At 45.6% G+C, this 15,049-nt stretch carries 12 protein-coding genes; 6 read left to right on the top strand and 6 right to left on the bottom strand.

Translation table 11 applies throughout. From position 1 onward, the window contains the following. Positions 1-22: 22 nt before the first annotated feature. Positions 23-1,213, bottom strand: coding sequence for a glycine C-acetyltransferase (gene kbl, locus KHS38_RS16525; protein WP_213489646.1), 1,191 nt, complete (start codon positions 1,211-1,213; stop codon positions 23-25). Between the two features lie 133 nt (positions 1,214-1,346). Between kbl and KHS38_RS16530 the strand changes: the two genes are divergently transcribed. From KHS38_RS16530 to KHS38_RS16540, 3 genes are all read left to right on the top strand, one after another. Then, complete coding sequence (locus KHS38_RS16530; RefSeq protein WP_213489647.1) at positions 1,347-3,863, top strand: DUF5686 family protein; 2,517 nt, start codon at positions 1,347-1,349, stop codon at positions 3,861-3,863. 167 nt (positions 3,864-4,030) lie between these two features. After that, entirely contained in the window at positions 4,031-4,990 is a 960-nt protein-coding gene (trhO, locus tag KHS38_RS16535) for an oxygen-dependent tRNA uridine(34) hydroxylase TrhO (protein ID WP_213489648.1), read from the top strand. Positions 4,991-5,056: 66 nt separating this feature from the next. Beyond that, positions 5,057-5,860 carry a carboxylesterase family protein gene (locus KHS38_RS16540; RefSeq protein ID WP_213489649.1) on the top strand — a complete coding sequence of 268 codons (804 nt, stop codon included), beginning with the start codon at positions 5,057-5,059 and terminating at the stop codon, positions 5,858-5,860. A 3-nt stretch (positions 5,861-5,863) separates the two neighbouring features. Here KHS38_RS16540 and KHS38_RS16545 read toward each other — a convergent pair whose 3' ends face one another. From KHS38_RS16545 to KHS38_RS16555, 3 genes are all read right to left on the bottom strand, one after another. After that, a complete protein-coding gene (locus tag KHS38_RS16545; protein ID WP_213489650.1) occupies positions 5,864-6,925 on the bottom strand; it encodes a hypothetical protein in 1,062 nt (353 codons plus the stop codon). A gap of 204 nt (positions 6,926-7,129) precedes the next feature. Continuing rightward, entirely contained in the window at positions 7,130-7,855 is a 726-nt protein-coding gene (locus tag KHS38_RS16550) for a YebC/PmpR family DNA-binding transcriptional regulator (RefSeq protein WP_213489651.1), read from the bottom strand. Positions 7,856-7,978: 123 nt separating this feature from the next. Then, positions 7,979-8,935: an NAD-dependent epimerase/dehydratase family protein gene (locus tag KHS38_RS16555; protein ID WP_213489652.1), complete on the bottom strand. Its 957-nt coding sequence runs from the start codon at positions 8,933-8,935 to the stop codon at positions 7,979-7,981. 192 nt (positions 8,936-9,127) lie between these two features. Here KHS38_RS16555 and KHS38_RS16560 point away from each other — a divergent pair, with 192 nt between their 5' ends. Beyond that, positions 9,128-10,135, top strand: coding sequence for an aspartate-semialdehyde dehydrogenase (locus KHS38_RS16560; protein WP_213489653.1), 1,008 nt, complete (start codon positions 9,128-9,130; stop codon positions 10,133-10,135). Positions 10,136-10,197: 62 nt separating this feature from the next. Here the strand turns inward: KHS38_RS16560 and KHS38_RS16565 are convergent, their stop codons facing one another. After that, positions 10,198-11,343, bottom strand: coding sequence for a glycosyltransferase family 87 protein (locus tag KHS38_RS16565; RefSeq protein ID WP_213489654.1), 1,146 nt, complete (start codon positions 11,341-11,343; stop codon positions 10,198-10,200). 241 nt (positions 11,344-11,584) lie between these two features. On the opposite strand from KHS38_RS16565, the gene KHS38_RS16570 reads away from it, so the two are divergent. Beyond that, complete coding sequence (locus KHS38_RS16570; protein WP_213489655.1) at positions 11,585-12,478, top strand: LysR substrate-binding domain-containing protein; 894 nt, start codon at positions 11,585-11,587, stop codon at positions 12,476-12,478. Between the two features lie 106 nt (positions 12,479-12,584). After that, a complete protein-coding gene (locus tag KHS38_RS16575) occupies positions 12,585-13,133 on the top strand; it encodes a type 1 glutamine amidotransferase domain-containing protein (RefSeq protein ID WP_213489656.1) in 549 nt (182 codons plus the stop codon). Positions 13,134-13,619: 486 nt separating this feature from the next. Here the strand turns inward: KHS38_RS16575 and KHS38_RS16580 are convergent, their stop codons facing one another. Beyond that, positions 13,620-14,924 (bottom strand): carbohydrate porin, encoded by a 1,305-nt coding sequence (locus KHS38_RS16580; protein ID WP_213489657.1) that lies wholly within the window; start codon positions 14,922-14,924, stop codon positions 13,620-13,622. Positions 14,925-15,049 lie beyond the last annotated feature (125 nt).

The following is a 15,049-nucleotide window of genomic DNA, read 5'->3' on the forward strand; positions in this document are numbered from 1 at the left end:
AAAGATAAAAATTTGTGGGGCGTTATTTAATAACGCCTAATTCTTTACCCACTTTGGTAAATGCGGCAATGGCTTTATCCAGATGTTCGGTTTCATGCGCGGCCGAAATTTGTACCCGGATACGGGCTTTGCCTTGCGGTACCACAGGGTAGTAAAAGCCAATCACGTAAATGCCTTCCTGTAACATACGGGCGGCAAATTCCTGCGATAGTTTAGCATCATACAGCATTACCGGTACAATCGGGTGTACGCCTGGTTTAATGTCAAAGCCGGCCTCGGTCATTTTCTCACGAAAATACTGGGTATTGCTTTCCAGCTTATCGCGCAGGTTGGTAGTTTCGCTCAGCATGTTCAGCACGGCAATAGAAGCGCCGGTAATGGCCGGTGCCAGCGTGTTAGAGAACAGGTAAGGACGTGAGCGCTGGCGCAGCATATCAATGATCTCTTTTCGGCCCGAAGTGAAACCGCCCGATGCACCGCCTAAGGCTTTACCCAAGGTGCCGGTAATGATATCAATACGCCCCATTACATTATGGTGCTCATGAGTACCACGGCCGGTTTTACCCATAAAGCCCGAACAGTGGCTTTCATCAATCATTACCAAAGCATTGTATTGATCGGCCAGGTCACAAATTTTATCCAACTGGGCAACTGTGCCGTCCATTGAAAAAGCGCCGTCGGTAACGATGATGCGGTGACGCAAATCCTGGGTGGCTTTCAACTTCTCTTCCAGATCGGCCATGTCATCGTGCTTGTAACGGTGGCGTTGCGCTTTACACAAACGTACACCATCAATAATAGAGGCATGGTTCAGCTCGTCAGAAATAATGGCATCCTGGTCGTTAAACAAAGGTTCGAAAACACCGCCGTTGGCATCAAAAGCAGCGGCATACAAAATAGTGTCTTCGGTGCCTAAAAATTCCGATAGCTTTTGTTCCAGTTCTTTATGAATATCCTGTGTGCCGCAAATAAAACGTACTGATGATAAACCGTAGCCGCGCTCATCCATAGCAGCTTTGGCTGCCTCAATTACTTTAGGGTGCGATGAAAGGCCCAGGTAATTGTTGGCGCAAAAGTTTATTACTTCCTGCCCGCCTTGTACGGTAATATCAGCGCCTTGCGGCGAGGTAATTATACGTTCTCTTTTATATAAGCCAGCTTTTTCAATTTCAGCTAATTCCTGCTGCAGAACTGGTTTCAGGGTATTATACATAAATAGTGGGTTAAAGTACAAAAGTAAACATTATCGGGCATTTGAGGTATGTAACTGAACATCAGAAATTAATTTCCCCGGCCTTACAAACATTTTAGCTATAAAAGCTATATGTATATATTGTACACACCCAATGAAAAAACACTTTTTACTGTTCCTGTTCATTACTGCCACCTTACAGGTATTTGCCCAAACCTATAGGTTATCGGGCAAAATAACGGATGGTGATAACCGTCCTGTTGCTTTTACTGCAGTTTACATACGCAATAGTACCTATGGCACTACCGCCAATGAAGAAGGTGAATATGAATTTAAACTATCGCCGGGTACTTACAATGTGGTTTACCGGAACGTAGGCCACCTGGAGCGGGTAGAAAAAGTAACGATCACCAACCACAACGAGGAGCTGAATATGCACCTGGTACGCGAGGAGTTTACCCTGGATGCAGATATCAGCAAAGAAGATTCGGCCGCGGTGAACCGTGCCAATGCCATTATGCAGAATGTAATTGCTAAGCGTGCGTATTATTTAAATGAGGTAAACGGGTACTCGTGTGTGGCTTATGTGAAAGGTGTGCAGCGCCTGGTAGGGGCACCCAAAAACCTGATGAACAAAAGCGTATCCCAGGTTATACAGGTAGATACCGGCCGCAGAGGGATGTTTTACCAGTCGGAGTCTTTATCTAAATATGACTTTCAGAACCCGGACAGGGTAAAAGAGGTGATGATTGCTTCTAAAACTGCCGGGCAAAGCGCAGCCTTTAGCTACAACAAGGCATCGGATCTGCAACTGAACTTTTACAAAAACAAGCTGGATATTACCGGTTTGAGTAACCGCTCGTTCTTGTCGCCTTTGGCTGATAATGCTATGTCTTTTTACGATTACAAGCTGGTAGGTACATCTATAAAAAGCGGGCATAAAATTGATAAGATACAAATCATCCCTAAACGCGAACATGCAGCGGCTTACCGGGGCTATCTTTATATTGTAGAGGGCGATTGGCGCATTTACAGCGTTGATTTTTATATTGTCAAAAAGGTGAATATCAATTTTGTGGATACCCTGCAAATTACCCAGCAGTACATCCCGGTTAAGGATAACATCTGGCTGCCTATTGCATCGCGGTTTGATTTTCAGGGCAATGTACTGGGCTTTAAGTTTGACGGTTACTACCTATCCCTGTATAACAATTACCAGGTTAATCCAGACTTTAAAAAAGGGCATTTTAACGGTGAAGTATTACGTATCGATACCCAGGCCAACACAAAAGGTAACCGCTATTGGGCAAATGAGCGGCCAATGCCTTTAACTGAATTTGAAGCACGGGATTACCGGTATAAGGATAGTTTGGCGAAGATACGATCAACCGAGCCATACCAGGATTCGCTTGAACGTGCGCGGAATGGTATCAGCTGGTTATCAAACACCATATTTGGTTACCAGTATTACAAGCGTAATACCCGCGAGTCGTTTTACCTGAACCCGCTGCACGAACTGGTTTTTTATAATACGGTCGAGGGTGTAGGTATTAGTTTAAGAGGCACCTATTTAAAGGGGCTGGATGATGGCAGGTACTTTACTATTAGTCCGGCGTTGCGCTATGGCTTTGCCAACAATACCTTTAACATGAATGTGGGCGCAACCTACAATTACAACCCGGCGAAGCAAGGCGTATGGATGGCCCGTGCGGGTACCGATGTGCTTGATTTGAACTACGTAAGTACGCGCTCGTTGTTTTTTAATACCCTGAGCACGTTACTTAGCGAGCGTAACTATATCAAATTGTACCGTACCAAATACGGACTGGTAGGCTGGCAGCAGGAAGTGGCTAACGGTGTGTTGCTGAACGGGCAGTTGTCTTACGCCGAGCGTCAGCAAATGTACAATACCTCATTTAATCACATCAAGAATAATCCGGATCGCCAGTATACGGCCAATAATCCTTTAGCCGAGCCTGATTATATAGAGTCGCAACTATTTCCAACCAACCAGGCGCTTACGCTACGGGCATCGGTTACTTTTACCTTCAGGCAGCAGTATATTACCCGGCCCGAAGGTAAGTTCTATGAACCGTCTATTTTCCCTAAGCTCCGGGTCAATTACCGGAAGGGTATAAACAAGGTATTCGGGTCTGACGTAAATTATGATTTTGCATCGGTTGATGTATTTGACGATCGTATGCGTATCGGCTTATTAGGCCACTCTGCGTTCAAAGTTACCGCCGGTACGTTCCTGAATCGCAAGAGCTTGTATTATGTAGATTACAACCACTTTTTGGGTAACCAGGGTACGGTGTTTAACCCTACCATCGGTAACTTCCACTTTTTGGATTTTTACAATTACAGCACCGACCGCTCTTTTGTGGAAGCGCACTATGAGCATAATTTCGGAGGTAGTTTGCTGAACCGTATTCCGCTTATCCGTAAGCTGAAACTGGAAGAACTGATAGGGGTAAACTACCTTACCCAGGCCAATCGTAAAAACTATTCGGGTGTGGGCGATAACCCGCTGATACAGCGTGGCCGTGGCAATTACTCCGAGTTTTTTGTAGGCGTGCAGCGTTTCATCTTCCGGGTTGATTACGGTTTCTCCTTTGAAGGCAGCCACAAGCTGATGCAGGGTTTCCGGATATTCTATGGTCTGAGATAAAAATTTGATTTAAATACTAAAATAAAGGCCTGTTGATCTCATCAGGCCTTTATTTATAACTGGCCTGTCAGTAATATGATTCCGCCAGCATAATCTATTCTTGAAAAAATTAAAATTAGTATCTTTGCGGCTCATTAAACGCTGTCTGAAGCAGTATCAATGTATTTATGGCAAAGTATCAAACCCTACTGTATTATTGTTATTCAACAATAGCTGATGCGGAGCAATTTGCTGCCGATCATCTCAAATTCTGTAAAAGTTTAGGATTAACCGGGCGTATCATCGTAGCAGATGAAGGCTTAAACGGAACCGTATCGGGTACACCCGAAGCTTGCAAGGCCTATATGGAAGCCGTACATGCCGACGAGCGCTTCGCAAAAACCGATTTCAAGATCGATGATGTAGAAGAGCCCTCGTTTGTGAAAATGCACGTGCGCTATAAGGACGAGATTGTACACTCCGGCCTGCGCAATCCAAACATCATCAACCCGCAAAAGCAAACCGGCAAGCATTTGGAACCGGCTGAGTTTTTGGCCATGAAAGATGATGAAGATGTTGTTATTTTGGATGTGCGATCAAACTATGAGCACTCGGTAGGCCGCTTTAAAAATGCGGTTACACTGGATATCGAGAACTTTCGCGACTTTCCGTCGAAGATCAACGAACTGGCAAAGTTTAAGGACAAAAAGATATTGACCTATTGCACCGGTGGTATTAAATGCGAAAAAGCTTCGGCGCTGTTACTGCACGAAGGCTTTGAGAACGTATACCAATTGCATGGCGGTATTATTAAATACGGTAAAGAAGTAGGCGGTGCCGATTTTGAAGGCAAATGCTACGTGTTTGATAACCGTTTAACGGTAGATGTAAACCAGGTAAACCCTAAAGTGATTTCTACTTGCTTTAACTGTGGTAACACTACCGATAAAATGATCAACTGTGCCAACCCAGAGTGTAACGAGCACTTTACTCAGTGCGAGGAATGCGGTTGGCAAATGGAAGGCTGCTGCTCGGACGCCTGCAAAACTCATCCGCGTAAGCGCGAATACGATGGTACCGGCTATTACGTAAAAGTGCCACAACCTGTTAATGTGAGCAAAAAAGCTAAAATTCAACTGGCTGAGTAATATATTGGATGAACAGGTAAAATAATTGCATATTCGTATGCCTGTTATTTTATCTGTTTATCATTGATGAAAAAGCTGACCCTTCTGGTTGTACTGATTGTTACCTTATCGGGCGTACAATCTCTTACCATTGCACAAACACTGGCCGATTACCGTAAAGAGGTATACCATGCCAAAGGCGATACCCTACCTTATCGCGTATTGCTGCCCGAAAACTTTGACGCTGCCAAAAAGTACTCTTTGATGCTTGTTCTACACGGTTCGGGTGAGCGGGGTAATGATAACGAAGCGCAATTAACACACGGCGGTAAGCTATTCCTGGATACGGCCTTTCGACAGAAGTTTGCGGCAATCGTAGTTTTCCCGCAATGCCCAAAAGATAGCTATTGGTCAAATGTGGAAATTCAGCCAGCTACGGCTACCCATCCTTCAAGAACTTTCAATTTTCGTAAAGGCGGCAAGCCAACTAAGGCTATGCATGCTTTACAGGGCTTATTGTCCAATTTGCTTCATCAATCTTATATAAATAAAGACCAGGTGTATGTAGGTGGCTTGTCAATGGGAGGGATGGGTACATTCGAGCTATTGCGGCGCAAGCCGAAGGTATTTGCAGCAGCTTTTGCTATATGCGGCGGCGGCAGTTCCGAAACGGTAAAGAAGTTTGCCAAACGTGTGCCTGTGTGGGTATTTCATGGCGCTAAAGATGATGTTGTACCAATTGCCAACTCCGAAACCATGGTGCAGGCTATAAAAGATGCCGGTGGCAATCCAAAGTACACAGTTTATCCTAATGCCAACCATAACAGCTGGGATAATGCTTTTGCAGAACCGGAACTATTCGGCTGGCTGTTTAGCCATACCAAAAAGTAATTGTTACTCCTGTTCTGGTGGCTTGGGTTTAATCATTTTAGGATTAAACCTGGGCTTGTAGGCAGGCTTGGCAACAGGTTCTGCTGCCGTTGGTGATTGCGGTGCCGGCGAGTTGTTTGCTGTTTCTTCCGGAGCAGATTCTTGCACTGCTGATGCAGCATCAGTTTCCTCAGCTTGGGGTGCTACATCTGTAGAAGTGATTTCTGCAGGTTGTTGTACAGGTGCAGGAGATACAGTTTCTTCCGGGCTTGACTGTTCTCCCTCAATCACCTTGGGTGGTGCCGATGCTTTAAAGCGGGGCTTAAAGCCCATCTTAGGCGCTACGGGTGCAGGTATTTCGGTTGAGTTATTGGCTTCTGTTTCTGCTTCGGCCTGTGGTTCTGTCTTTGTAGCAGGTATTTCCGATGGCTTTTCACCCTGCCCAGTGTCAGTACTGGGTGCAACGGGTTCGGTAGCTGGCTTAGGCTGCATGCTTTTTGCCTGGAAGCGCGGCTTGTAAGCAGGTTTGGCGGCAGGTGTTTCTGCTGCCGGTTGCTCTGCTAAAGTATTTGCTGCGGGTTCGGCCGATGCTTCCGGAGCTGGCTGGGTAGACTGCTGTTCTTCCGCTGGTTTGGTAACTCCGGCCTTGAATTTAGGTTTAAAGCCCATCTTAGGTGCCGGGGTTGCTGCCTGAGGCGTGGCGTCCTGTTGCTCAACCGGTGTTTCTGTTGCTGGTGTATTAGCGGCTACAGGCTCCTCGGCAGGTGTGGTCGTTGTTGCACCAGTCTTAAACTTCGGCTTAAAGCCCAGTTTCGGTGCTACGTCACGCGGTTTTGGTTCGGTAAGTGTATCCGATACGGTTTGTTCCGCTACCTGGTTTTCCATGCGCGGCTTTTCGGCTTTTACCTCGGGCGGCAATGGGTATAGGCGGCGCAGTTTATTGAACCAGTATTTTTTGGTATGGTCAAAACTCTTTTCGCCCATTTGCTCAAAGTGCTCTTTAAATTCCGAAAACAGGTCAGGCTCGCCTTGTTGTAAGGCAGCAAGGTCTATTTTCTTCTTTTTAAAAAATTCTTCGAACAACATGTAGAACGGTTTTGAATTTTGTGATGCGTATTACGTGCAAAGAAGTTGTCATTGCGAGCGATAGCGGCAATCTCGTGGCTTTTATTAAGCTATGCGAAGAGATTGCTTCGTTTCCTCGCAATGACATATCTGATAACTAATGAACAGGCAGAATGGTGTCTTTTTTACTGGCTCCTGGTTCCTAGTCTTAGTTCTAAAAAGAATTTACTCCGCCATGTTATGGTACACAGCCTGTACGTCGTCATCCTCTTCCAGCTTGTCAATCAGCTTCAATACATCGGCTGCATCTTCTTCACTGATCTCGGTGGTTGATAACGCAATGCGCTCCAGTTTGGCCGATTTTAATTCAATGCCCATGCCTTCCAGCGTTTTCTGCATTTTGCCAAAATCCTCGTAAGCGGCGTGTATTACGGCAACGTCTTTGCCTTCTTCGTCAGTTTCCACAAACAATTCTTCCAAACCGGCATCAATCAGGTCCAGTTCCAACTCTTCCAGGTCGCGTTCGCCCGGCTCAAAACGGAATACCGATTTACGGCTGAAAATAAAGTCTAAAGAACCGGTTTTGCCTAAAGCGCCGCCTACCTTAGTGAAATAGCTGCGCACGTTGGCTACAGTACGGTTAGTGTTATCGGTTGCTGTTTCAACCAATACAGCCACGCCATGAGGTGCGTAACCTTCGTATACTAATTCTTCGTAGTCTTTCTCGTCTTTGCTCGATGCACGTTTAATAGCGGCCTCCACACGGTCTTTCGGCATGTTTACGGCCTTAGCGTTTTGCATAGCCGTACGCAGGCGTGAGTTGGTTTCGGGGTTTGGTCCGCCATCCTTAACGGCCATTACAATCTCTTTACCCAGGCGGGTAAATTGTACGGCCATTTTAGCCCAGCGCTTAAATTTTCTTTCTTTACGGAATTCAAATGCTCTTCCCATCGTATAGTGAGTAGTTATTCGTTAATAGATACTAAGTTAATAATGCGTTAGTAAGAACACGAAACAGGGCTTTTGCATACTTGTTTGCTTGCAAATCTTACTAACGGCATCATGTTAAATATCTTACAAAACTAATGTATTCTGTAAGTTTTTCAACATAGTATCTGTAAGCGCGTTAAGATCGTATTCAGGCTGCCATTTCCAATCCGTTTGTGCCTGGCTATCATCTATCGATTGCGGCCAGCTGTTGGCTATCGCTTGGCGCGGGTCATTGTCGGCATAAGTAATAGTAAAGTCCGGTAAGCGTTGTTTGATTTGCTCGGCCAACTCTGTTGGCGTAAAACTCATACCGGCCAGGTTATAGCTGGAGCGTATGCTGATCTGTTCGGTAGGTGCATCCATCAGGCTGATGGTGGCCCGTATAGCATCGTCCATGTACATCATGGGCAGCCTGGTATCGGCTGATAAAAAGCTTTGGTAAGTGCCGGTTTTTAATGCTTCGTGGAAAATATGAATGGCATAGTCGGTAGTACCGCCGCCCGGAGCCGCTTTCCAGCTGATTAAGCCGGGGTAGCGAATGCTGCGCACATCCAGTCCGTATTTGGCATGGTAATACTCGCACCAGCGCTCGCCGGCCAGTTTACTGAAACCGTAAACTGTGTTAGGATCCATTACACAATATTGCGGTGTGTTTTGCCTGGGCGAATGCGGACCAAAAACAGCGATTGAGCTTGGCCAGAAAACTTTGGCAACCTTAAATTCCACCGCTAAATCAAGCACATGGATCAGGCCGTTCATGTTCAGATCCCAGGCCAGTTTGGGCTTTTGCTCGCCTACGGCCGATAGGATAGCCGCCAGCAAATAAACCTGCGTAGGCTGATGTTTCTGAAAAAGGGCATGCAGGTTTTCTTTATCCAGTACATTGGCAAACTCAAAAGGGCCGCTATTGCGCAGTGCCTCATTCGGATTGTTAATGTCTGATGCTATTACCTGTTCGGCCCCATATATGCCGCGTAGGGCCAATACCAGTTCTGTGCCAATCTGGCCATTAGCGCCAATTACAAATATTTTTTCGCTCATGCTAAATTTAACGGTTTCAGGGCGCAAATGTATTAAAAAACAAGTAAGTAAAACCTTTTACCAAACTGCACTTTTCACTTGTTTTAAAATATACAATTTTTCGGCCTGCAAACGCTGTATCAATAGGGCGTTTGGTAAAAAAATGTATATTTGAAATTCAAGTGTTTAAAAATTAAAACTATAAGTAAAACAATGAAAGTCGCAGTTGTAGGTGCTACCGGTTTGGTGGGCACTAAAATGTTGCAGGTTCTGGAAGAACGCAACTTTCCGGTAACAGAGTTAATTCCCGTTGCTTCAGCAAAAAGTGTAGGTAAGGAAGTTACTTACAAGGGTAAGCAATATAAGGTGGTTTCTGTTGAGGATGCGATAAAGCAAAAGCCCGATGTAGCTTTGTTCTCGGCGGGCGGCAGCACTTCATTGGAGCAGGCTCCGTTATTTGCCGAGGCAGGTATTACTGTTATTGATAACTCATCGGCCTGGCGTATGGATCCTGCCAAAAAATTGGTAGTACCCGAGGTAAATGCCGACGTGTTAACCGCCGAGGATAAAATTATAGCCAACCCAAACTGCTCAACCATACAAATGGTGGTGGCCTTAAAACCCCTGCACGATAAATATAAAATTAAACGCGTAGTGGTATCTACCTACCAATCGGTAACCGGTACCGGTGTTAAAGCGGTTGATCAGCTGTTTAACGAGCGTAATGGCATCGAAGGCCCTAAAGCTTACCCGTACCAGATTGACCTGAACGTGTTGCCGCACATCGACGTATTTACCGAGAACGGCTACACCAAAGAGGAAATGAAGATGATACTGGAAACCAAAAAAATTATGGGTGATGACAGTATCCGTGTTACGGCTACAACGGTGCGTATCCCGGTAATGGGTGGCCACTCCGAGTCGGTAAATATTGAGTTTGAAAACGATTTTGACCTGAATGAGGTACGCGATATCCTGAGCAATGCGCCGGGTGTAGTAGTGGTTGACGATGTGGCCAACCTTAAATACCCCATGCCGCTGGATGCACACGAAAAAGACGAAGTGTTTGTAGGCCGCATCCGTCGTGATGAAACCCAGCCGAATACTTTGAACGCCTGGATCGTATCAGACAACCTGCGTAAAGGTGCGGCCACCAATGCTGTACAAATTGCTGAGTACCTGATGGCTAAAAACCTGATTGGTCAGGCGGTAGAAGCGTAAATAGAATTTCCGACATAATTAAAGCAAAAACGCCACTGTTTAATAAGCAATGGCGTTTTTGCTTATACGGAAGTGATGAAACGGTGTTGTTTACCGGCTTTGCATCTAAACCACACGATCACCGCGCTTACAAACACCATCACCAACGTAATATAACAATACTCACGCAGCAAATCGGTCAGCGTTTGGCCAATTACGTCCTTAACCGTAAACTCGGTAAGCAGGCACAGCAAAACGGTTATACCCAGTAAAACCTTCTTATCCCGAATTAGTATAAACAGGTACGTATAAATAAAGCTGGTGCATACATGGTGATGCCCCCATACGCGCCCCGGCAATAGCAGGGTAATCAAAAAGATCAGGCAAAAGTCTGCGGCCGAAAACTCTTCTTTGCCCAGTTTATAACGGTCATAAACAAACTTGCTTGTTAACGTGCCCAAAACAAGCAATTGTATAGTTAAGGTAAGCAGTTTTAAACTGTGTGCATTGAGGTGCAAAATAGGAGGGTAACCCAGGGTGGCATTGCCTGTATTTAATTTATCCAGCAGGGCGGGTATACCCAGGCTGATGATATTCTGATCAACTTGGCCTTTCGAAAATGGTGCCACAAAGGCCGCATAATATTCCTGCCAGTCGTGTAGGCCCGTTGGTAAGCCGCGTAACAGCATGGGTACAACAATAAAAGGTAGTGTAAGGAGTATGATTTTGGGCCAATCCTTCGGTCCCCGTTTTATGGCGGCAAATACCAGGAACAAGGCGGGGGTTATCTTGAAGAATGTGCCGGCCAGAAAGAAGAGATAGCTGGCGGTAAAGTTCTTCTTCAAATAGCATTCTATCCCCAACAAGGTAAAGCACAACACAGGCAGGTTGGCATTCATCCACATATAATTATGCCAGTAAAAGCCTGCCGAAAGGAGTATGGCCAGTGTAAAAGGCAATGTAATCTCCCGCTGTAGGTATAGCCGGTTAAAAATCCGTTTTACCAGTAGCAGCGATATTATCCACAAGCCATAATTAACCAGAAAGCTGTACACAAATGCCGAGGTATGAAACGGCATCCACGAAAATAGGCTGAAAAACATAGCAGCAAACGGCGGATAGGTAAAGCCGCCATCAAGCAATCCCGGTGTATACAGGGTATGCCCGCTAATGAAGTGCTTACCCGTTTGCCAGTAAATGTGATAGTCGCCGTTTGCATCCGCTTTCATTCCCCTTTTATATGCGTTAAATAAAAAGAAGATAGTTGCGGCACTTATAAGTATAAGCACCAGCGTTTTGCTTGACCGTGTTTTAGATAGTTGCATTAAATATAGCAGGCTGAAAAATGTTGCTAAAGTAAGCATTCGCTTTATAACCAAAAGTTTTAGGTGGCATCATTTTAGTTATAATACATAAAACATTTACATTTGAACACAGCTTTTTATAAAACTATAACCGGATGCTGTATTTATGATATCTTTTGCTCACCGTGTATTTTTAGAAGTGGCTGCCAACCTTAGTTTTTCAAAGGCGGCACAAGTGCTATTTGTAACCCAGCCGGCCATCAGCAAGCATATTAAGGCGCTCGAGGATCAATACAAATTGCCCCTTTTTGAACGTAAAGGTAACAGCATCATCCTTACCGAAGCGGGCAAAAAGCTAAATGATTACTTATTGCAAGCCACCGAAATTGAACGGAAAATAGAATACGATTTATCCGTGCTCAGTAACCAATCATTTGCGGCGGGGCATTTGCGGTTAGGGGCAAGTACTACTATTGCTTTATATATTTTACCCTCCATATTATCCGGCTTTCAGCGGCAGTATGCCAATATTGGCGTACAGCTGGTAAACCGAAATTCAGAATATATATTGAATGCACTCTTAAATCACGAGGTAGATATTGGCATTATTGAGGTGGATAATAAGCTTACCAACGTATCCTACCAGCCTTTTATGAGCGATGAGGTAATACCGGTATGTTCGGCTAAAAGCCCTTTAGCCGGTAAGCCATTAACGCTTAAGCAGCTCATGAAAACGCCATTAGCTTTGCGCGAGCGCGGATCGGGTACGTTGAATGCCTTATTGAAGGCGTTGGCCGGGCAGCATGTAAAGCCGGCTGATCTGTCGGTAAAGATCAGGCTGATGGGTACCGAGGCGCTTAAAAACTTTCTACTGGCCGACCAGTGCCTGGGGTTTATGCCCCGCCCGTCCATCGTGCGCGAACTGGCCGAGGGCGATTTGGTGGAAGTGCCGATTGAAGGCTTAAAAATTACCCGTAATTTTTATTTCATTCGCCGTAAAGGCACCGAAGATTTCGGTTTGACCAGCAATTTCATGAATTACGCTTTACAGCATAAATAGATTGTCATTTTTGAAATGCAACAAAACTTTCCTTTTTGCCTGATGTAGTTTTTGTGTGCCGCAACCAATTGACGCGTGCACGTTAAACACTAAAAAGACGAACGTTATGGCAACATTGGATAACCGTAAGGTAGCTATACTTACCGAAGAAGGATTTGAGCAGGTGGAGTTAACCAGCCCGAAAGAAGCATTACTGGCTGCAGGTGCAACCGTACATATTATATCGCCGCAAAGCGGAAAAATTAAAGCTTGGGATCATGACCACTGGGGTATTGAAGTGGATGTAGATCAGGTGTTAAGTGAGGTAAGCCCGGATGATTACGATGCATTGGTATTACCTGGCGGTGTTTTAAACCCCGACAAGCTGCGCCAAAACAAAGATGCTGTGGCCTTTGTGTCCGCATTTTTAGATGAAGGTAAACCTGTGGCGGCTATTTGCCACGGCCCGCAAATGCTGATCGAGACGGGTATGATCAGCGGCCGTACACTCACCTCATACCCATCCCTGCAAACCGACCTGAAAAATGCGGGCGCTACTTGGGTTGACGAAGAAGTAGTAGTGGATAATGGCTTAGTAACCAGCCGTACGCCAGCCGACCTGGATGCATTTAACCGCAAAACCATTGAAGAGATTGGTGAAGGCGTGCATGAGTAGTAATTGAGCAGTTTTTAAAAACAACAGAGCAGAACCCATTGGTTCTGCTTTGTTGTTTTCTCCGCTTTTACGTTGGTTATTAGAAAATGGTATAGAAGTAGATATATGCTGGTGCTGCTATAATATTCATTACTACTAATAAACTTTCGTCAGTCCGCTCATTGCCGCGGAAGCTACTTACTTTGTCATTGCCACAAAGTAAGCAAAAGTCTATCTTTCGCAATCCCTGCCAACGCTACAGGCCATACTCCCGGCCGGGTGCGAAAGAAGCCCAACGCACTTTTGGAAATACTCTTAAAAGCCTGTCCTTGCGAGCGTTAGCGTGGCAATCCCATCACAAGTATTATTCAAGCGATAAGATTGCCGCGTCGCTGTCGCTCCTCGCAATGACAATGTAACACCCACTTAGCCACAAGCTGTCCTTGCGAACGTTAGCGTAGCAATCTCTTCACTTAAAAGCAAAGGCTGCGCAAACACTGCTAAGCATTAAAACTCAATGTGCGCTCTCAGTGAAAATACGTTCACCGGGCCGCGGTCTTTGTTGTAGGCAGGGTGCATGATGAACTGGTAATCGGGCGTAAGCCAGAACTTTTGCTGGAAAGCATCGAGCTTGTAGTAAAGCTCGGCAATCATTTCTGTACCGTAGTTAAGTTTTCCGTCGCCAATGATAAAGCCATAGCCGCCTGCTGCCAGGTAATCGCGGTGCGGGCCCGATATGCCATTGCCTACAAAGGCCAGGCCCAGTTCATCGTTCTGGCGTTTCCAGCCGGTGCCTTTCAGTACACCACCGAAGCTCAGGGAGCGGTCTATCTCGGTAAAGGCCCAGGTTTCGGTATGGCCGTCGTTCCAGCTGGCTTTGGCAAACACACCGAAATTTTTGGTGATGAATTGCTCAGCATTAATACCAAAACCATATTTATGATGGCCATAGCCTAAAACGGTATCAATCACAGGCGGATTGCTAAAGGCTAATGCATCGCGGTACTTGCCCATTTTACCATTGTTACGGAAACCTAATAAGCGCACCGCTCCCGGCTGATCATTAAGCGTATAGCGTTTTTCGTATTCCAGCGTTTGGGTGTTGGCTTTGCCAATGCGCTCATCCCAAATGGAGCCGTTGGCCGTGGTGGTGGTCATGGTGTAAGCAAAGCGCAGTGTCCAGGTGGGCATGCCCAGTTCGGTAAAAATGCCCATCACATAGCCACGGGTGTTGGCCGGATAGTCCCAGGCACCGTTGCTCATCAACGACCAGTTCATGAACTGGCTGCGTGGGTCATGACTGAAAGTGTTGGCATCAAAAAAATCAGACATACCGAACTTACCCACTGTAACCGAAAAATAGCGTTTGCTTTTGTAACCCGCCAACTGGTTTAAGTCGTCTTCTACCGTGTCACGATCTTTACCCCAGGTAAATGCCTGGCTCAGGTACAAGCGCGCTATATAAATTTTTGGCTCGGTACTGCCTACCCGGAAGGTTTCGCCATTCGGGAAACCGGCAACACCCAGTGTTTTACTAAAGCCGGATCCGCCTGCCAGTTCGGGATTGAAGTAAGCCTGTGCACCTTTCCATAAACGGGCGCCACCAAATAAAGTGGTTGTTAATGAGGTGGCTGTTTCTTTACCGGTTGATAAGCTATTCTGGCCGCTGTAATCTGCCCCGAATGATGGCTTATGCTGAGTAATAGTAGTTTGCTGAAAATGGAAATTAAAGCGTTGCTGCTTAATTGTATCCTGCGCAAAGGCCGATAGCCCGCATATTGCACATGCTATGAGCGTGTATATCTTCTTCATTCAAAAAATTTGAATAAAGATAAGTGGTTTTAATAGGCACTTAATCCCCTTACACTAAATTTCTAATGAGTTTTTAATAAGTTATGGTGTTACCCTCATTAAAATATCCTACTTGAGCTTTGCAC

Origin of the sequence: Mucilaginibacter sp. Bleaf8, from assembly GCF_018390515.1 — a bacterium.
GTDB lineage: Bacteria > Bacteroidota > Bacteroidia > Sphingobacteriales > Sphingobacteriaceae > Mucilaginibacter.